At 60.2% G+C, this 17830-nt stretch carries 20 protein-coding genes and 1 tRNA gene; 10 read left to right on the top strand and 11 right to left on the bottom strand.

Annotated elements, in window-relative coordinates:
• Positions 1–245: 245 nt before the first annotated feature.
• From MHM84_RS11325 to MHM84_RS11300, 5 genes are all read right to left on the bottom strand, one after another.
• Positions 246–749, bottom strand: coding sequence for an Hsp20 family protein (locus MHM84_RS11325; protein ID WP_239266132.1), 504 nt, complete (start codon positions 747–749; stop codon positions 246–248).
• Between the two features lie 496 nt (positions 750–1245).
• Positions 1246–1659, bottom strand: coding sequence for a hypothetical protein (locus MHM84_RS11320; protein WP_239266130.1), 414 nt, complete (start codon positions 1657–1659; stop codon positions 1246–1248).
• A gap of 380 nt (positions 1660–2039) precedes the next feature.
• Positions 2040–2297, bottom strand: coding sequence for a hypothetical protein (locus MHM84_RS11315; protein WP_239266128.1), 258 nt, complete (start codon positions 2295–2297; stop codon positions 2040–2042).
• A gap of 335 nt (positions 2298–2632) precedes the next feature.
• Positions 2633–2986 (bottom strand): general stress protein, encoded by a 354-nt coding sequence (locus MHM84_RS21580; protein ID WP_343218285.1) that lies wholly within the window; start codon positions 2984–2986, stop codon positions 2633–2635.
• Between the two features lie 542 nt (positions 2987–3528).
• Positions 3529–4125: an exopolysaccharide biosynthesis protein gene (locus tag MHM84_RS11300; protein ID WP_239266126.1), complete on the bottom strand. Its 597-nt coding sequence runs from the start codon at positions 4123–4125 to the stop codon at positions 3529–3531.
• A gap of 507 nt (positions 4126–4632) precedes the next feature.
• Between MHM84_RS11300 and MHM84_RS11295 the strand changes: the two genes are divergently transcribed.
• Positions 4633–5649 carry a zinc-binding alcohol dehydrogenase family protein gene (locus MHM84_RS11295; protein ID WP_239266124.1) on the top strand — a complete coding sequence of 339 codons (1017 nt, stop codon included), beginning with the start codon at positions 4633–4635 and terminating at the stop codon, positions 5647–5649.
• A gap of 394 nt (positions 5650–6043) precedes the next feature.
• Here MHM84_RS11295 and MHM84_RS11290 read toward each other — a convergent pair.
• Positions 6044–6120: transfer RNA gene (locus tag MHM84_RS11290), tRNA-Arg, on the bottom strand.
• 67 nt (positions 6121–6187) lie between these two features.
• The gene (locus MHM84_RS11285) at positions 6188–6376 is read right to left on the bottom strand and encodes a hypothetical protein (protein WP_239266122.1); all 189 of its coding nucleotides are present in this window, start codon (positions 6374–6376) and stop codon (positions 6188–6190) included.
• Between the two features lie 148 nt (positions 6377–6524).
• Between MHM84_RS11285 and MHM84_RS11280 the strand changes: the two genes are divergently transcribed.
• Complete coding sequence (locus MHM84_RS11280) at positions 6525–7304, top strand: methyltransferase domain-containing protein (RefSeq protein WP_239266120.1); 780 nt, start codon at positions 6525–6527, stop codon at positions 7302–7304.
• A complete protein-coding gene (locus MHM84_RS11275; protein WP_239266118.1) occupies positions 7301–8296 on the top strand; it encodes a class I SAM-dependent methyltransferase in 996 nt (331 codons plus the stop codon). Before MHM84_RS11280 ends, MHM84_RS11275 begins: the two co-directional genes overlap by 4 nt.
• Positions 8297–8306: 10 nt before the next feature.
• Here the strand turns inward: MHM84_RS11275 and greB are convergent, their stop codons facing one another.
• On the bottom strand, positions 8307–8840 hold the full coding sequence (greB, locus tag MHM84_RS11270) for a transcription elongation factor GreB (RefSeq protein WP_239266115.1): 534 nt from the start codon (positions 8838–8840) through the stop codon (positions 8307–8309).
• A 127-nt stretch (positions 8841–8967) separates the two neighbouring features.
• On the opposite strand from greB, the gene MHM84_RS11265 reads away from it, so the two are divergent.
• The 7 genes from MHM84_RS11265 to MHM84_RS11235 all read left to right on the top strand — a co-directional run bounded on the left by MHM84_RS11265 (position 8968) and on the right by MHM84_RS11235 (position 14920).
• Entirely contained in the window at positions 8968–9606 is a 639-nt protein-coding gene (locus tag MHM84_RS11265; protein ID WP_239266113.1) for a hypothetical protein, read from the top strand.
• A gap of 122 nt (positions 9607–9728) precedes the next feature.
• Complete coding sequence (locus MHM84_RS11260; RefSeq protein WP_239266111.1) at positions 9729–10358, top strand: NUDIX domain-containing protein; 630 nt, start codon at positions 9729–9731, stop codon at positions 10356–10358.
• A 3-nt stretch (positions 10359–10361) separates the two neighbouring features.
• Positions 10362–10805 (top strand): DUF1249 domain-containing protein, encoded by a 444-nt coding sequence (locus MHM84_RS11255; protein WP_239266109.1) that lies wholly within the window; start codon positions 10362–10364, stop codon positions 10803–10805.
• Between the two features lie 35 nt (positions 10806–10840).
• Positions 10841–11575 carry a metallophosphoesterase gene (locus MHM84_RS11250; protein WP_239266107.1) on the top strand — a complete coding sequence of 245 codons (735 nt, stop codon included), beginning with the start codon at positions 10841–10843 and terminating at the stop codon, positions 11573–11575.
• 192 nt (positions 11576–11767) lie between these two features.
• Positions 11768–12679, top strand: coding sequence for a sulfate adenylyltransferase subunit CysD (gene cysD, locus MHM84_RS11245; protein WP_239266105.1), 912 nt, complete (start codon positions 11768–11770; stop codon positions 12677–12679).
• A 76-nt stretch (positions 12680–12755) separates the two neighbouring features.
• Positions 12756–14198, top strand: a complete 1443-nt coding sequence (gene cysN, locus MHM84_RS11240; RefSeq protein ID WP_239266103.1) for a sulfate adenylyltransferase subunit CysN — start codon at positions 12756–12758, stop codon at positions 14196–14198.
• 233 nt (positions 14199–14431) lie between these two features.
• Positions 14432–14920 (top strand): 20S proteasome subunit A/B, encoded by a 489-nt coding sequence (locus MHM84_RS11235; RefSeq protein ID WP_239266101.1) that lies wholly within the window; start codon positions 14432–14434, stop codon positions 14918–14920.
• Positions 14921–15005: 85 nt separating this feature from the next.
• On the opposite strand, the gene MHM84_RS11230 is transcribed toward MHM84_RS11235, so the two are convergent.
• The 3 genes from MHM84_RS11230 to cmoA form a co-directional block, all read right to left on the bottom strand.
• The gene (locus MHM84_RS11230; protein ID WP_239266099.1) at positions 15006–15971 is read right to left on the bottom strand and encodes a hypothetical protein; all 966 of its coding nucleotides are present in this window, start codon (positions 15969–15971) and stop codon (positions 15006–15008) included.
• Positions 15972–16088: 117 nt separating this feature from the next.
• Positions 16089–17081: a tRNA 5-methoxyuridine(34)/uridine 5-oxyacetic acid(34) synthase CmoB gene (gene cmoB / locus MHM84_RS11225; RefSeq protein ID WP_239266096.1), complete on the bottom strand. Its 993-nt coding sequence runs from the start codon at positions 17079–17081 to the stop codon at positions 16089–16091.
• A gap of 1 nt (position 17082) precedes the next feature.
• Positions 17083–17826 carry a carboxy-S-adenosyl-L-methionine synthase CmoA gene (gene cmoA, locus MHM84_RS11220; RefSeq protein WP_239266093.1) on the bottom strand — a complete coding sequence of 248 codons (744 nt, stop codon included), beginning with the start codon at positions 17824–17826 and terminating at the stop codon, positions 17083–17085.
• Positions 17827–17830 lie beyond the last annotated feature (4 nt).

Raw genomic sequence — 17830 nt, 5'->3', positions numbered from 1 at the left:
TACATGTCCCTGTGCCATGATACACCTCGTCATTCCATGATTAAGTAAGCGTAGCAGCTCCCTTGAGTTTAGCCGGGTGACGTTGGACTGCTGGGCTATTCTTCTCATTCTGTTACGTAGTGTTACGTTAATCCTCGTGACTGACACGCCACCCCGTACCCTCTGGGCGCCGACCTGAAACGCGAAGACCCCGCCGGAGCAGGGTCTTCGTTGACTTCCCGGTCATGCCGGGGTCAAGTTGCCGTTTACGCGGATTCGAACGTAGTCTCGCCCTTGCTGGCCTCGAGCTGACGCATCTGCGGCTGGCTTCCACTTGCGGAATCGATCGGAATCTGACGGGGCTTTTCCGCCTCCGGAACGACGCGCAGCAGGTCGATGGTCAGCAAACCGTTCTCGAGCTTGGCGCCATGCACCTCGATATGATCCTCCAGGCGATAGGAAAGCTTGAAGGAGCGCTGGGCGATGCCCTGGTGCATGTAGCCGATAGTCTTGGCTTCCTCGGTATTGCTCGGCTTGGCACCGGAGACGCTCAGCACGCCGCTTTCCAGGCTGATGCTCAGATCCTGTTCGGTGAAGCCGGCCACAGCCAGAACGATTCGGTACTCGTTCTCGCCGTGCTTTTCGATGTTGTACGGAGGATAGCTGGTCGAGGCATCTCCTTCGAAAGCCCGCTCGAACAGGTCGTTGAAGCGGTCGAAACCGATGGAGTGACGGAACAGCGGTGCCAGTGAGAATGAAGTCGTGGTCATGATAGTACTCCCTAATGTCTAGCGAAGTGGACCCTTACGCCACGAGACCCGCTTGGCGGCATCTCTGGTAAGGATCTTGCCGGTTGGCGAAACATAAAATAGGGTCGCTTTCAACCGGTTCAAGAGGGAGTGAGGAAATTTTTTAGCGTAACGCAAGCGCCCCGGTCAAAGCCGGGGCGCTTGCGTTATCGGGGCGGGTTCTGGTCATGGCGACTCGTCGTTTGCTTGCCACTTTGTCGCTTTTGCCAAAATCGTTTTGCCGTACGCTTGACCTTCTCCTGATTTTCCGGCTTGCGCAGCCAGTTGGCGACAGCCATCCCTAGGAACTTTCTCATATCTACCTCCCTGTCTGTGTCAGACAAAGCGTCAACCACTCAGTTATGGAGGTTGGTGCGCGGTGAGTCAATGGGGATTACGATAGGAAACCGTAAACCCGGTGTCGTTTCCCGGTAGTAACCGATCGGGAGCGCTAGGGTTTCGGTATGCTCCGTGCCGATCACTCCCCGCCTAGGCGTACGTCGCTTCCTGCATACGTTCCGCGCGGATACTGCTCGTTCAATGGCTGATTTTGATTGATATGCAGCGTGACATCGGTCGGTGTCGTGCCGTACAGCGCTTCGATTTCCTCTAGCGCCGCCAGCATGTGCTTGTCGATGATCGAGGCCATGGCTTCCTTGGTGGCCCGATAGTCGGCGATGGTCTTGTCGACGCCTGCCTGTGGCGACTCACCGGGTTGCTTTGCGTGCTGTGCAGTCGAGGCCTCGCCTTCGTAGGTTTCGGCGTCAGCACCGGCGTAGGCTCGCAGGGAGTCGATGAGCTCGTCGATGACTTGCTTGTCTCCTTGCCGTGCTCGAGCCGCAAGCGCGCCGGCCCGGGAAAGGTTTCTGATCAACCTGTCGAAATCGCTCATGGGGTCTCTCTTTGTCGCTCATGGGTCAGCTTGTTCAGTGTAATCCCTATGGGCACGAGCTACCGTGATTGCTGGAGGTGCGCCGGTTCGTGTTTGCGCTGGTAGCGAAACCCGTCATTCGTTCGCACAAACATTGTCAGTGATCTCCTACAGCCACGACACACATAGATTACTGTAAGGGAGAGCAAGGCCTGTCACACTGGTCGTCATTGGGCAGGAAGCCCAAACAAGGAAGACGAGCACAGGGAAGGCTCACGCGCCAAGGATGTACGGGCAGGATGCCCGTGAGAGAAGCAAGGAATCGCAGCACTATACAGCCCGACCCATGTGGTCGGGCTGTTTTTGTATTGCCGGAGCCCGGCGTGGTCTTTCTTCATGCGTCAATTCGAGCGCCACTGTTCGAATTCAGCGCCGATGTCGGTCATGCGCTGCCTGGCAATCTCCAGTTTGGAGAGGAACGTCTCCTTGTCCGAGTAAATGTCTCGGTGTAGGTCATTCACATCCACCCAGTGGCCATTAACGTCGACTGCGACCTTGAGGAGGTCTCCGTCGTCCACTTCCTTCGTTTTACACTCATACGGGGCGAAAGCCTCCTGAGCGATACGTGCAGCCTCATCAATGGTCATTCTTTCAGTCATCGATACTCTCCATTCAAAAACCCGGATGCGCGTCCGTGGCATCCTGCTCCTCCAACGTAGGGCATCGTTTACCTGACCGCCAGGACATGGCGTGGAGGTGGCCTGCTTCTGCACGTTTGCGGTTTGTGATGGCACGGGGAGGGGAATCGATTCTAGGATGAAGTCTGGCTGTTGTGCTTGGATCCGCTCAACTCAGTGAGCAACGGTTCTGCACGGCTCGGCCTCATTGGGATGGGCTCAGCTACTCCAGAACGTCAACTGCCAACGACTGTTGCCGTTGGCAGCGATAAGGGATCCTTTCCTTCTTTGCTTACCTTCCTTGGCTCACTAAAAAATTAGGTTTTACGGCCTCCACCATGGCTATGCTCGCCGCCTTTTTTACCGGCTTCGGAGGCCTTCTCGCGGTCCTCTGCAAAGTTGCCACCGCTATGCTTACCACCTTTCTGGCCAGCCTCGGAGGCTTTTTCGGGGTCGTTGGCAAAGTTGCCGCCACTGTTCTGACCACCCTTGTGGCCCGCTTCGGCGGCCCGCTCGGGATCGTTCTTGAAGTTGCCGCCGCTGTTTTGGCCACCTTTATGGCCGATATCTTCGTAGAATTCCTTGCCATGAGTCTCTGAAGTGGCTTCACCGCCTTTCTTGCCAGCTTCATTTACGCTCATGTTTCCTTGGTTACGCTTATCGTCTGCCATTGAAACTCTCCTTATCCTAGGGGTTTCTGCATGCATGGAAGGCAATATATCCTTGTATTGCCTAACGCCGATATACCAAAGGCGTATTGCTTAACCTAGGCACGAGCTAGATGGCTGGCAAGTTAAAATAGTTTTCCCGTTTTATGCGTTTGTATCAGACGATTGAGCTGTTTGTTTTTTACTTAAAACAACAAGGGGCGTTAAAAATGATACATTAAGAGCAGGCTTGTAGGGCTAGCTTTAAATAGCCATGAAACATCCTTTGTCCGCCTTGCTCCGGCGAACGCCGGAGCCTTTTATGCGTTACTGGTTATCTTGCAATGTGTTGGATTCTTCAACATCTGCCTGGCAGATCACTGCTGGATTTCATGCTGTGCCGGTCTCGTCCAGATTTCAGGCGCCGAGCTATGGTTCAATCCAGGGTTCGAAACAGGCGGCAATTGCTCCCACTCGGTGGCACACCATCGAGGCTAGAGTGAACCTCCGAAAGGCCCCTATCACTTCAGAGTAACTAATTCTCCACGGTGCGCCTCAGGACAGGCTTAAGCCAAGCCATAAAATACGAATCCAAGCGTGACGGCTGTAGAAACGAAAGCCAGCAATGCCAACAAGCCATCATTGGCCATTAGAGAAAGGCCAAACAGAGTGAGGGCCAGTCCTGCTCCATTGGCAGTGAAAGGCACCACTTCCATTGGCGGCATCGAAAGCGCTATGACAATACATACGGCAGCAACGGCGTAGGTGCCCGCCCCATGGGTGAAAGCCGTCAGGCGTGGCCTAAGAAAGCGATCAATGAACCGCGCTGGCGGGCGCATCCACTTTAGGGCCTTGTCGAGCTTATCCTGCGCCACAGATCGTTTGAGCAGCGAGTCCGGCAGCCAGAAGAATTCGCGGCGGAAGAGTAACTGGCCGGCTACTATCAGGACGAACAGTGCCATTATCGTGGGCACGCCCGGAATATCACCAACGATAGGCATTGCAGTAATGATACCGGCCACGACTAGAAGCGGACCAAACGATCTACTTCCTACTTCTGACACAACATCGCCGACAGAGACTTGATCGCCCTTGTGGTGCTTGGCTTGGTTGATACGTTCCAACATTTGCTGCAGATCAACGGGTTCTTGCCGCTCACTCATAAATAACACCACTTAGGGTTGCACCGAGCCATAGCCCTCGTTTCAAGGTTCATGGCTCAATGATTTCTTGGTTGCCCAAGCTTGGCTACCATCCACTTCCGGTAGGGTAAGAGTGGCAAAGATGCACCATAGGGTAGTGGTGCGTATGGATACTGTAAAATCCATCAGGACCTGCGGGAGCCGCTTTACCTGTCGGTGGTCATCGGTTCGTTTCTCCTGCTGGAAGTCCGCTTATGGACGAAGCTGCCATGGCAGCCTACACGCATCCGGTCAAAGGATGCCCTCTGCCGCCATCCATGGACCGGGCTTGCAGCAGATAGCCGGCTGAACCAGAATTTGCTCCAGCTTCGACCAGAGTTCATCGGTCGAGGCGTTGCAGACTCGCAGATTGCCGGTGTGAAAGCTCCCGATTCTGCGGGTGCATCCTATTTAGCCACGGCCTTCTGGTGAAACGCCAACAGCCCCGGAAGCCCGAATTCTTTTTTACTTATTCACACGGAGCGTGAGATGAAAGCCATTGCCACCGCCGGCCGCCCGGAAGCCGCGCCTGAGAACGCCTTTCAGATCATTGAGCGTGAAACACCACAGCCCGGCGAATGGGACCTGCTGGTACGTATAGACGCGGTTTCGGTCAACCCTGTCGATACCAAGATCCGCCAAGGAGCTTTCCTCCCTAGCGATCAACACCATGTACTTGGCTGGGACGTTGCAGGCCAGGTGGAAGCTGTAGGCGACAGGGTGACCGGGTTTGCCAAGGGAGATCCGGTGTATTATTCCGGCGAGGTCGAGCGTCCCGGCTGCAACGCCCAGTATCAGCTCGTTGATGCACGGCTGGCTGCCAAGGCGCCGCAGAAGCTCAAGCCTGAAGAGGCGGCAGCCATGCCGCTGACGGCACTGACCGCTTGGGAAGCGCTGTTCGATAAGTTGAAACTGTCGCAGGGCGACGATACGCATCGCGACGAGACCCTGCTGATCATTAACGGCGCCGGCGGCGTGGGTTCGATCGCTATCCAACTTGCTCGTCAGCTGACCGGCATCAAAGTCATCGCCACCGCGTCACGTGAAGATTCCATCGAGTGGTGCCGCACCATGGGGGCCCATGAGGTTGTCGACCATCACGACCTGATCGATACCATGCAACGTGCTGGCTATCCACAAGTCGACTACATCTTCAACTGCCACGATATTGGCGATCATTGGGATAACATGAATGCGCTTATTCGTCCCCTCGGCCATATCGTGGCGATCGCCGAGACGAAGAAGACCGTCGACCTCAACCAGCTACAGGGCAAGGCCGTGACGTTCAGCTGGGAGTTCATGTTCTCCCGCCCGCTGCATGGCTACCATATCGAGCATCAGGGGCAGGCTCTGGCAAGAATGGCCGAGTACTTCGATGCTGGACTCCTGCGCTCGACGCTGAGCGAGGTTATCGGCCCACTGACACCCGAAAACCTCGGCCAGGCACACCGCAAGCTTGAAGAAGGCCACGTCACCGGCAAGCTCGTGCTGACGGCAATGCCCTAGGCGCTGTCTGAAAAGTCGACGAGTGACGGTAAGACAAGGCAAAAATCGGCGAAAGAGCGGAGTTTACGCGGTGTAAGTGAGCATCTTGAGCCGATTTTTAACACAATATTGCCGAGCGCAGCACTTTTCGGACAGTGCCTAGCGTTGACTTCGATTATCAGCGTTGGAATATGCCCATGTTGCGTAAAGGCTTGATTGCACAAGTAAGAGCCAAGCAGGGGGCAGGGGCGTCGGCTCGATATCGACTGCCTGCTTCTGTCCCCAAGGATGCTCGGCACATGCTTCTGAGACTTGTTGGCGAGCGTTATCCATAGCGCTCAGCCATTTAAGTTGTGGGCGAAGCGGGAGATGAGACAAGCTGAAGCTTGTTGGCTATTTAAGTCGTTGATTCGATTGGCGCCCCCGATAGGATTCGAACCTATGACCTGCCCCTTAGGAGGGGGCTGCTCTATCCAGCTGAGCTACGGGGGCCGCATGCGAGATGGAGCGCATTATAAGCCGTTGACCGAACGAGATAAACCCATGCCAAGGTTCCGGCCTAGCTGGCCAGGCGCCGCATGGGATAGTCGGCAGAAACGCGTGCCCCCGCATAGCGCTCCAGCACGCTGGTTGCCGACATTGGTTTGCCGAATAGGAAGCCTTGAGCCAGGTCGCAGCCCAGCTTGCGCAGTTCGATGATATCCAGCGCTTTGGCGACCGAATGGAGCAGGGGCGGCAAATAATGCACGTGGGTACTCCTGTTGTTCTGCGGCAAATCTGGCCAACCGGGCATTATCGGCCATTGCGTTACGATCTTTAATGTTTCCGATGTCGTTTCCCGACTGGAGCGTCCCGTCCGGCGGCGCTAGACTGGGCGCTTTTCCGCGGAGGGCGACGTGAGCGACAACGACCGGGTCTTCGACGGGCTGGCCGATAAGTTCGCCACTAGCCTGTATGGGGCATCTCGCGGGCGGTTTCGCCTGGCCTTGCTGGATGAATTGCTGCCTCGCACATTACCGCTGCAGGCGCAGCCCGCCCTGGATGTGGGAGGCGGACTGGGGCAGATGAGCGCTTGGTTGGCACGTCGCGGTCATGCCGTCACCCTTGCCGAGCCCTCCGCCGACATGCTGGCGCAGGCCCGCGATGCCTTGGCCGGCCTTGAGGTGAAGTTTCTGCACACGCCGCTGCAGGCATTGCCGACACAGGGGCCCGGTCCCTGGCCATTGATCGTCTGCCATGCCGTGCTGGAATGGCTGGCCGATCCGAGGGCGGCGATAGCCACGCTGGCGTCGCTATTGTCGCCGGGTGGGCACCTGTCGTTGATGGTGTTCAACCGCGATGCGCTGCGCTTTTCCAACGTGATCAAGGGCAACCTGAACAAGGCGCTCGACGATCGGCTGGAAGGGACCGGCAAGCGTCAGCGTTTGACGCCCATTTCGCCGCTGACCCACGCTCAGGTCAGCGATTGGCTGGGTGAACACGGGCTGGTGATTCAGCATGTCGCCGGGATCCGCATCTTTCACGATTACCTGCGTGAGCGTGACCCGGACGAGGCGACGCTGGCTCGCCTGCTCGAACTCGAGCGTCGCTACTGCGACGTCGATCCGCATTGGCGGCTTGGCCGTTACCTGCTGTACAGCGTTTACAAACCCCTGACTCCGGAGGCCCTGGTATGACCGCCGTCACTCCGCCATGCCAATTGCTGGAACGACAGGATGCGGACTATCGCGGCTGGCTATGGGTGGCGCCGCCCCGCGATCCCTGGCTGGAAAGCGCTCAGGGCCAGTTGTGGAGCGCCGACATGGGCGTCTGTCAGGCATGGCGTGAACGTGGTCGCGTGGTGTTCGACAGCTTGTCGCCGGAAATCGGGGGTGTACCGGGAGCGGTGCTGTTCTGGCCCAAGGCGCATGCGCTGGGCGAATGGTGGTTGCTGGCGTTGTGCTCTTGCCTGCCAATGGGAACCCGGCTTCAGGTGGTGGGCGAAAACCAGGGCGGGATCAAGCGTGTCCTGAAAGTGCTGGCTGCACTGGGCTTGGGGTGTCGCAGGGTCGACAATGCCAGGCGCTGCCTGCTGCTGGAGACGACGACGGCTGCCGTGCCGCTTTCGCCGGATGAAGTCTGGACGACGTTCGAGGCGTTGGGCTTGCGCCTGGTCAGCCATCCCGGCGTGTTTGGGCATGGCAAGCTCGATGAGGGAACGCGCCTGTTACTCGATCATCTGCCGAGCCTGCCGGGTGCTGCCGAGCGGGGCGTACTCGATGTCGGCTGTGGCGATGGGGTCATCGCTGCCAGTCTGGCCAGGCAAGGCGCGAAAGTCGCCGCCACGGATATCAATGTCTTTGCCGTGGAAGCCACGCGACGCACGCTGCAGGCTAACGGGCTCGAGGGCAGGGTAGTGCAGGGCGACGTCTATTCGGGCCTGCCCGACGGCGAGCGCTTCGCGGCCATCGTCAGCAATCCGCCGTTCCATCAGGAACGAGATATCGACTACGGCCCGGCCGCACGGCTGATTCGCGAAGCGCCCGAGCGCCTGATGACCGGGGGCAGCCTGACACTGGTGGCCAATGCCTTCCTGCCCTATCCCGATTTGCTCGAGGCCGCCTTCGGGTCGTTCACGGTGCTGGCCGACGATCGGCGCTTTCGTGTCTACCATGCCGTCCAGCGGTGAATGCTGCCAATCAAGGTTCGTGATACTCGATGTCGGTGACGATATAAGTGGTTTCCCCGCCCGGTGCGGCGACGCTCACGTCGTCGTCAAGCGTCTTGCCGAGTAGGGCGCGGGCCAACGGAGCGTCGACGCTGATCCAGCGCTTGCCGGTATCGGTCTCGTCGTGACCGACGATGCGAATGCGCATCTCCTCGCCATCCTCGTCTTCGAGTGTGACGAAGGCGCCGAAATAGACGCGATCGGTGTCGGCCGGTAACCGGTCGACCACCTGCAGCTCATCGAGCCGCTTGCCCAGGTAGCGGATACGGGCAATCACGCGGTTGAGCTCTTTCTTGTTGTAGGTGTAATCGGCATTTTCGCTACGATCGCCGAGCGCGGCGGCTTCGCCGACCTTGGCGGAGATTTCGGGGCGGCGTACCCGCGACAGGTGGTCGTGAATGCCCTTGAGTCGCGCATAGCCCTGCGGTGTGATCAGGTTGCTCTTCTTTTCCTGGCGTGGATCCTTGGCCGGGTCCCGCCAGCGCGTCATGTTGCGGCCTTTCATCGTCGATTGCTTCTCTTGGCTAGCGAATGATTCAAACGTTCGTTACATTCTCTTCGAGGCTGCCGAAACGCGCGGCGAAAGACGCCGGCAGCCGACAAACAAGCATAACGTATCTCAAGGAGTCGCCATGTTCCGTTATCGTCTGTTGCCGGCCTGTCTGTTGAGCCTGGCCACGTTGCTGACTGCACCCCCCGCTCTGGCTCAGGACAGCGAACTCTTCGCCATCAAGAATCGCTGGGAGCACATCACTACCCAGACACCCGAGGATGCACGAGCCAAGGCGCTGTCATCGCTGGCCGGCGAGTTGGAGGTCCTGGCGGATCGCTATCCCGACAGTGCCGAAACGTTCACTTGGTTGGGTATCGTTCAGGCCTCTGCGGCACGAGCCGAAGGCGGCATGGGGGCACTGAGCCTGGCCAAGCAGGCGCGTGCGTCGCTTGAGCGCGCTATCCAGCTCGACGCACGCGGCAGCGATGCATCGGCCTATGTCACGCTGGGGGCGTTATACGACAAGGTGCCAGGCTGGCCGATCGGGTTCGGCGACAGCGACAAGGCCGAGTCCATGTTCCGTCAGGCCCTGGAGGTGCGTCCCAACGGTATCGACGTCAATTACTATTACGCTGAGTTCCTCGCCGATGAGGGGCGCGAGTCAGAGGCACTGACCCATGCCAGGCGCGCCATCGAAGGCATGCCGCGCCAAGGACGTGAGGCCTCCGACGAGGAATTGCGGGAAGAGGCCAGAGCGTTGGCTGATAAGCTGGGATAGATCCTTCAACGGCTAATGAAAACCTCTGCCGTGGTTGGAATCCATCAAGCGGGTCGGGATAATGACGGTTCATGCGTACGGTAGTACCGGTACGCCGATCGACGACCGCCAGGGAGGCTGCCATGGCAGAGGAGACGTTGCACGACACGCCACGCTTTGGCCGCGACGATGTCGAGCGGGTGGAAACGCAGACGCTGCAACAGGGGTTCTTTCGCCTCGAGAAGCGCCAGTTGCGGCATCGCCTGTTCAATGGCGGCTGGAGCGATGTGATAACGCGCGAAGTCCATGTGCGTCGCGATGCCGTGGGCGTGCTGCTCTATGACGTCGAACGGGACAGTGTGGTGCTGGTCGAGCAGGTACGTGCCGGTGCCCTCGACGATGCCCGAAGCCCATGGAAGCTGGAGCCAGTGGCAGGGCTGGTCGAGCAGGGCGAAAATCCTGCGGATGTGGCGCGTCGTGAAGCCGTCGAGGAAGCGGGCTGTACCATTGGGGAATTGATCGAGCTGCATACCTACTACCCCAGCCCCGGCGCCTGTGACGAGCAGGTCACCCTGTTTCTGGGCCTGGTCGACTCGTGTGGCCTGGGCGGCGTTCATGGGCTGGAAGACGAAAATGAGGATATCCTGGTTCATGTGATACCTTTCGCTCGCGCTTGGGAACTTCTCGACGCCGGACGACTCGACAACGCCATGTGCCTGATCGCGTTTTACTGGCTGGCACGCGAACGGGCATCATTGCGAGCAAGGAGATAGTCTGTGGCAAGAACCGCTTATGTAACCGATCTCAAGAGTCTGCAGGCGGAGGGCACGGCCAATTACGTGCGCATGTCCCGTCTGCTGGGCTCGCTGGAGGCGGGCGATGTGCGAGAAGTGCCACTTTCCGGCAACTCGGGGCGTTTCGGTACGCTATGGCTCGAAGTCGTCGAGCGTGCGCCCTATACCACCATCGTCCGCGTGTGTCAGACCGGTGTGCTCGACGGTATCGTCGACACGCCGCGCATGGTCGTGCACCTCTATCACGACGTGCGCATGGCCGAAGTCACCGATTTTCAGCGTCAGCGCCATTTCAGTGGCCGGTATCGCTATCCCAATCCGCGTATGCATCAGCCCGACGAGAAGCTGCAGCTCAATCGTTTTCTCGGCGAGTGGCTGGATCATGGGCTCGCCCACGGCCATGCCGCTCTTCAGGAGCTGCGCTGATCCATGCCAGCGACGACAGATGGAGCCGTGGCCTGATGCGGCTGGTCCAGATTACCGATTGTCATCTATACGCCAATCCCGATGCGCAGTCGCGCAAGGGGCTTCCGCTGCGTCAGCTACATGCCGTGCTTGAGAGAGCGCGTGCACTGCGCCCCGACGTGGTGCTGGTGACGGGCGACGTCAGTCAGGACGAGACATCGGCCTCGTACCGTCATGCCTTCGAGGCCTTTTCCGGCTTCGACTGTCCGTGGTTCTGGTTTACCGGCAACCATGACCGGGCGCAGCTCATGACGGACTTGCATGAAATCCATGATGAAGTCGATCTCGATCATTGGCGGCTGCTGATCCTCGACACGCAAGTGCCCGGACAGGTACATGGCGAACTCGGTCAAACCCAATTGCAGGAACTGGCGTGGCGTCTGGAAGAGGACGACCGCCCGACCCTGCTGGCCATGCACCATCCGCCGGTCGAGGTCGGGTCGGCATGGATGGACGCCATTGGACTCACCGACAGGGAAGCCCTGTGGCAGACCCTGGCGGCCTACGGCCAGGTGAGAGGGATCGTCTTCGGGCATATTCATCAGGCCTTTGCGGCACGCCATGCGTCGCCGTTCGGCGAGATTGCCGTCTATGGCTGCCCTTCCACTTCGGATCAATTTCTGGGCGGTTCCCCGGAGTTTGCCGTCGACGAAGCGTCACGTCCGGGCTTGCGCGTCGTCGACCTGGAGGGAGATCGCTTCTCGACCTGGGTCGAGCGCGTCGATGTATGATCGACGTGGCGACGCCCGGCCCTTATAGCTTGTAATGCTTAAGGAATAGTTCTTAATTCTTTGACGTTATCGTTGCAGGATCGGTAACGTAGCCTCCATGACCAGCGTCGCGTCCCGGCGCCTATGCTGACCACGTTTTCAAGGCGCCTTGCCATGCCAAGGCGCCGTTGTCATCGAGAGGTTGCACGCGCAATGCTTTCCCCTGAACGCCAGACTCACCTCAAGCAGCTCGAGGCGGAGTCGATCCATATCATCCGTGAAGTCGCCGCCGAGTTCCGCAACCCGGTGATGCTGTACTCCATCGGCAAGGACTCCTCGGTGATGCTGCACCTGGCGCGCAAGGCCTTCTATCCGGGCACGCCACCGTTCCCCCTGATGCACGTCAACACCACCTGGAAGTTCCGCGAGATGATCGAGTTCCGTGATCGCATGGCCGCGGATGCCGGGATGGAACTGATCGAGCATATCAACGAGGAAGGTCGCGCCGCGAACATCAACCCGTTCGAGCACGGCAGCGCCAAGTACACCGATATCATGAAGACCCAGTCGCTCAAGCAGGCGCTGGACAAGTACGGCTTCGACGCCGCCTTCGGCGGGGCACGCCGCGACGAGGAAGCCTCGCGGGCCAAGGAACGCGTCTACTCGTTTCGCGACCGCTACCACCGCTGGGACCCCAAGAATCAGCGCCCCGAGCTGTGGAACGTCTACAACGCCAAGGTCAACAAGGGCGAATCGATCCGCGTGTTCCCGCTCTCCAACTGGACCGAGCTGGACATCTGGCAGTACATCTACCTCGAGTCGATTCCCATCGTGCCGCTGTATTACGCCGCGCCGCGCCCGGTGGTCGAGCGCGACGGCATGCAGATCATGGTCGACGACGAGCGCCTGCCGCTGGAAGCCGGCGAAGTGCCGCAGGAAAAGTGGGTGCGTTTCCGCACGCTGGGTTGTTACCCGCTGACCGGCGCGGTGGAATCCAAGGCCGCCACGCTGCCCGAGATCATTCAGGAAATGCTGTTGACCCGCACCAGCGAGCGCAGCGGCCGGGCCATCGATCATGACCAGGCGGGCAGCATGGAGCGCAAGAAGCGCGAGGGATATTTCTAGCCGCTGTTCGCCTAGTCTGGCCATCGCTCGCTGACGTTTCGCTCAGCGTCTGATCATTGTTTTTCGGGATTCCATCATGGCCCATCAGTCTTCTCTAATCGCAGACAATATCGAGCAGTACCTGCACGAGCACGAGAACAAGGACCTGCTGCGCTTCATCACCTGCGGCAGCGTCGACGACGGCAAGTCGACCCTGATCGGGCGGTTGCTGCACGACTCGAAGATGATCTACGAGGACCAGCTCGCCGCGATCACCCGTGACTCGAAGAAGAGCGGCACCACCGGCGACAAGGTCGACCTGGCGCTGCTGGTCGACGGGTTGCAGTCGGAGCGCGAGCAGGGCATCACCATCGATGTCGCCTATCGCTTCTTCTCCACCGACAAGCGCAAGTTCATCATCGCCGACACCCCGGGGCACGAGCAGTACACCCGCAACATGGCCACCGGCGCTTCCACGGCCAGCCTGGCGGTGATTCTGATCGACGCTCGTTACGGGGTGCAGACCCAGACCCGCCGGCACAGCTTCATCGCCGACCTGCTGGGCATCCAGCACCTGGTGATCGCGGTCAACAAGATGGATCTGGTCGATTATTCGCAGGCGCGCTTCGACGAGATCGTCGCCGAGTACCGCCAATTCGCCGAGAAACTCGATGCCCGCGACATCCGCTTCGTGCCGCTTTCGGCACTGGAAGGCGACAACGTCGTCAACAAGAGCGAGCATACGCCGTGGTACCAGGTAAACGGTGAGCAGGGGCCGGCGCTGCTCGAGTTGCTCGAGAATGTCGAGATCAGCCACGACCAGAACCTCACCGACCTGCGCCTGCCGGTGCAGTACGTCAACCGCCCCAATCTGGATTTTCGCGGCTACTGCGGCACCCTGGCCGCCGGTATTCTGCGTCCCGGGCAACAGGTCAAGGCGCTGCCCTCGGGCAAGACCTCCACGGTGGAGCGCATCGTCACCTTCGACGGCGATCTCGACGCCGCCTACCCGGGCCAGGCGATCACCGTGACCCTGCATGACGAGATCGACATCTCGCGCGGCGACTGGCTGGTCGCGGCGGACGCCGAGGTGCCGCTGTCGAACGCGTTCGCGGCGGATATCGTGTGGATGCACGAGGACGCGCTCGCGCCCGGCAAACTCTACGATCTCAAGCTCGCCACCCGCGACCTGGCGGGCCAGGTCAGCGCCATCGACTACCAGATCGACGTCAACGCGCTGGAACACCACGCCGCCGAACGATTGGGCCTGAACGCCATTGGCCGCTGCCGGGTCGAACTGACCGCGCCGGTGCCGGTCGACGACTACCGCACCAGCCCGGGCACGGGCAGCTTCATCGTCATCGATCGACTGAGCAACGTCACCGTGGGTGCCGGAATGATCCGCAGCGTGGCCGAAGGCCAGGGCGGAGCGACCCATGAGGTCGACTGGCAGGCCTTCGAGGTCGAGCTCAATGCGCTGGTGCGCAAGTATTTCCCGCACTGGGAAGCCAAGGACGTACGCGAGCTGCTGAACAGGTAACACCCGTTGGGATGAAGCGCTGCGGGCCCTGTCGAGACATCGGCAGGGCCCGCTGTCTTTACGAACAATGATCGGATTAGGCGGGCAGGGAGGGCGTTATTTCGACGATGAGCGCGGAAACAAAACGGCATCATTGGTGACGAATCCCTCCTTTTTTTGTCTATATCGTAACGTTAGGCAAGCGAGAAAGGTCGGAGCCGCAGTAGGCCATTCCTATAACTAGAGGTATGCAGATGACTACCATCGTATGGGACGGAACGACACTGGCGACGGATTCGCTGATCAGCGTCAATGGTTCGACGTACAACCATGCACAGAAGCTCTTCAAGCTCGATAACGGTGAATGGGTCGCCTTCGCCGGAGAGCAGCAGGGATGGTGGGAAGTCATGGAATGGCTGAATGCCGGTGCGCCACGCGATGCCAAGCCGCATGTCTCGCGACTCGAGATGATCATTGCCGGGCCCAACGGGGTGTTCGAGATGTTCGATCGTCTGGTCAGAATGCCGGTGACAGGGCCGGTCGCTTACGGCACCGGCTGGAAATGGGCTTTGGCCGCCATCGACCATGGCAGGAGTGCGGTAGAGGCGGTCAAATATGCAGCGACCCGCGACCATGACACGGGGGGTGACGTACAAGCAGTCACGGTGCCGAGTGTGCCGACCAGGGCCGGGATGTCGTTCGATGCCCTGATGCGCGAAGCCGACACGGCCAGCGTGGAATAACCCCACCCAGCGTATTGCCCCGTCGACCCGCCTTGTGAACCGACGTCATGCAGAGGACGGTTCATTTCCGGCGGGTCGACGTGTTTCAGGCAGAACCCAGTGACACCATCAGCCGCCCCTGAGCATCGAACGCCTCCAGGTGAGACGTTAGCCCACGCGCGCTTGGGCGGGTTACTAGCCAGGCTTCTGCCAGCGAGTCGCTGTCCAGTGTCAGCGTCAAGGCGTTGCTCTGCAGTGACAGGCTATCCGGGCAGCGACGTTGAAAACGTTCGAAACACTCACAGTGAGCGTGCATGCCGGCGCCGTTGAGCAGGCTGACCTCGGTGTGCTGGCGATGGACGCATAAGCGCTCCAGGGCGAGAACGAAATGTTGCGTGGTGATCGGCTGACTGAAGTGGCCGGCTACCGCACGGCAGGCGTCTAGCCGGCTCAGCTGGTGGCGGTGCAGCAAGGCGGCGAAATCGTCGTCGCAGCTCATGGCGCGCCACTCGGTCAACAGCTGCCGATCGGCCGGCAGATTGGGCTCTGTCGTCGTCTCGATGCAGCGGGCAAAGCTCGGAATCCGATCGGTGCGATAGCAGTCGAGCAACGTGAGCCGAGCGCGGCTCGGCTCACGCAGGTAGAGCCGATGCAGCACGCGGCCGAAACGATCGAAGATCTGCACGCAGGGCAGCACCTCGTCGCGCTCCTGGGGCTGCTCACGTGAAAGGGCGACCCAGTACCAGGATGGCAGCAATAGCTGTACGGCCAACGCATGGTCGTCGCCAAGGCTGGCGTGGTGCCGGTTGCCGGTCACTCGGCAGGCGTCGAGGCGGCTAGCCAGCACTGCATGGGGGGCCTGGCTGATGACCTCCAGCGGCCCCAACCTGGGCAGTAGCATCACCAGATCGCAGGGGGTTATCGCCAGCGTGGTCACGCCGCGACCCAGCCGGGCGGCTTGTATGTCTCCCTCGCTGGTATCCAGTAGTCGTGCCAAGCTGCGACTGTCGATGTGCGGCGCGCGTTGGCGTGCCTCTTGGTAGACTTCGAACAACGTATCGGCCTGTACCATGACGTTCTCCCGAACGCGGAGCAACTTATGTGCGAATAATTTTTATTTGCGCATCGCCTGAGGTCAAGGCCAAATGGCGGGCCAGCACGAAAGTCGCTGTCGATGCAATCGCCGCGCTCAGGAGCGCTCGGCAATGACCACGGCGCGGCGCGGCGCCGGATAGCCTTCGAGGGTCCGCGTGCGGTCTGCAGGGTGGAGGAAATCGGCCAGCGATTGGAAGGTCATCCAGTCTGTCGAGCGCTGTTCGTCGAGACTGGTTGCGGCTTCGTCGACGACGCGCACGTTGCTGAAGCCGCAGCGTTCGAGCCACTGCGCCAGCGCGGCCGAGGAGGGCAGAAAGTACACGTTGGGCATGGCGGCGTAGCGTTCGCCGGGCATGAACACGGTAGCGCTATCGCCCTCGACGACGAGGGTCTCCAGCACCAGCTCGCCGCCAGGGCGCAGGGCGCCCCTGAGCTGCAGCAGATGATCGAGTGGCGACGGACGATGATAGAGCACGCCCATCGAGAACACCGTGTCGAAGGCTTCGAGATTGTCGGGAACGTCTTCGATGCCCACCGGCAGGAAATGCGTACGCCCGTCGTCGGCCTTGCCGACGAAATGCCTGACTGCCTGGAACTGGTAATAGAAGCGCGGCGAAGGATCGATCACCAGCACGAAGGCGGCGCCGGCACCGGCCATGCGCCAGGCGTGATACCCGCTGCCACCGCCCACGTCGAGCACCTTGCGTCCTGCCAGTGGGGCTAGGTGGGGGGCGACGCGCTGCCACTTCCAGTCCGAACGCCACTCGGTATCGATCTCGATACCGCCCAACGCGAACGGGCCCTTGCGCCACGGCATCAGCTTGCGCAGCAGGTTCTCCGACTGGCGACGCTGAGCATCGCTCAGCTCGACATCGACGCTGACCCGGTCGCGATCGAGGAAAACCTGGCGCGTTTCGGGCAGTACGGGCAGCTTGGCCACGGCTTTCTCCCAGGCCGGAAGGTCGCCGTAACGCTTGCGGTCGAGACCGCTGGCCAACTGTTCGGGCAGGCGCGCTAGCCAGCGGGTCAGGCCGTGATCCACGAAAGCGTGATAGAGCGCCTGCTGGGCGGCATCGGGCGTTGGCACGTCAGGCATCCTTGAAGGCGATCATCGAAGCGAAATTGAGATACTGGAACCAGGTCGTCACCCGGCTGAAGCCAGCGCTCGCCAGGCGCGCATGATGCGCGTCCAGCGTATCGGGGATCAACACGTTCTCCAGCGCCGTGCGTTTCTGGCTGATTTCCAGGTCGCTATAGCCATTGGCCCGCTTGAAGTCGTGGTAGCGCTCCACTAGCCAGGCATTCTCCTGCTCGTCCGCGGCGACGATCTTTTCCGATAGAATCAGCACGCCACCGGGTTCCAGCGCCTCGTGGAGTCGCGCAATCACCCCGTCGCGATCGCTCGGCGACAGGAACTGCAGCGTGAAGTTGAGCACGATCATGCTGGCTGGCCGGTAATCGACCTGGCGGATATCCCCCTCGACGATATCGATACGGTGCTCGGGGCATTCCTCGGCCAGGAGGGTGCGCGCTCGACTGACCATGGCGGGTGACAGGTCGATACCGGTCAGGGTGAAGGCGTCCGGTGGCAGCCTGCCGGCCAGCGCCAGACCTACAGCGCCAAGCGAACAGCCGAGATCGTAGACATGGCCGCCATGCCGCAGGTGACGCTCGGCGAGGACGCCGAGCATGCCAAGTATCTGGCCGTAGCCGGGTACCGAGCGGCGAATCATGTCGGGAAAGCAGGCGACGACCTGTTCGTCGAAAGAAAACGACGCGACACGATCCAGGGGTGTCGTAAAGATCGCGTCACGGTAAGATGAATCACTCATGGAT

Origin of the sequence: Halomonas sp. McH1-25 (assembly GCF_022348165.1) — a bacterium.
In the GTDB taxonomy this organism is placed as follows: Bacteria; Pseudomonadota; Gammaproteobacteria; order Pseudomonadales; family Halomonadaceae; genus Modicisalibacter.
This window is presented reverse-complemented; position numbering and strand designations above follow the sequence as displayed.

Excerpts from the sequence above, each read along its gene's own strand:
- cysN (WP_239266103.1), top strand. The coding sequence starts at position 12,756 with ATGGCCCATCAGTCTTCTCTAATCGCAGACAATATCGAGCAGTACCTG.
- MHM84_RS11315 (WP_239266128.1), bottom strand. The coding sequence starts at position 2,297 with ATGACTGAAAGAATGACCATTGATGAGGCTGCACGTATCGCTCAGGAG.
- MHM84_RS11295 (WP_239266124.1), top strand. The coding sequence starts at position 4,633 with ATGAAAGCCATTGCCACCGCCGGCCGCCCGGAAGCCGCGCCTGAGAAC.
- MHM84_RS11320 (WP_239266130.1), bottom strand. The coding sequence starts at position 1,659 with ATGAGCGATTTCGACAGGTTGATCAGAAACCTTTCCCGGGCCGGCGCG.
- MHM84_RS11265 (WP_239266113.1), top strand. The coding sequence starts at position 8,968 with ATGTTCCGTTATCGTCTGTTGCCGGCCTGTCTGTTGAGCCTGGCCACG.
- greB (WP_239266115.1), bottom strand. The coding sequence starts at position 8,840 with ATGAAAGGCCGCAACATGACGCGCTGGCGGGACCCGGCCAAGGATCCA.
- MHM84_RS11275 (WP_239266118.1), top strand. The coding sequence starts at position 7,301 with ATGACCGCCGTCACTCCGCCATGCCAATTGCTGGAACGACAGGATGCG.
- MHM84_RS11300 (WP_239266126.1), bottom strand. The coding sequence starts at position 4,125 with ATGAGTGAGCGGCAAGAACCCGTTGATCTGCAGCAAATGTTGGAACGT.
- MHM84_RS21580 (WP_343218285.1), bottom strand. The coding sequence starts at position 2,986 with ATGGCAGACGATAAGCGTAACCAAGGAAACATGAGCGTAAATGAAGCT.
- MHM84_RS11230 (WP_239266099.1), bottom strand. The coding sequence starts at position 15,971 with ATGGTACAGGCCGATACGTTGTTCGAAGTCTACCAAGAGGCACGCCAA.
- MHM84_RS11235 (WP_239266101.1), top strand. The coding sequence starts at position 14,432 with ATGACTACCATCGTATGGGACGGAACGACACTGGCGACGGATTCGCTG.
- MHM84_RS11250 (WP_239266107.1), top strand. The coding sequence starts at position 10,841 with ATGCGGCTGGTCCAGATTACCGATTGTCATCTATACGCCAATCCCGAT.
- MHM84_RS11260 (WP_239266111.1), top strand. The coding sequence starts at position 9,729 with ATGGCAGAGGAGACGTTGCACGACACGCCACGCTTTGGCCGCGACGAT.
- MHM84_RS11325 (WP_239266132.1), bottom strand. The coding sequence starts at position 749 with ATGACCACGACTTCATTCTCACTGGCACCGCTGTTCCGTCACTCCATC.
- cmoA (WP_239266093.1), bottom strand. The coding sequence starts at position 17,826 with ATGAGTGATTCATCTTACCGTGACGCGATCTTTACGACACCCCTGGAT.
- cysD (WP_239266105.1), top strand. The coding sequence starts at position 11,768 with ATGCTTTCCCCTGAACGCCAGACTCACCTCAAGCAGCTCGAGGCGGAG.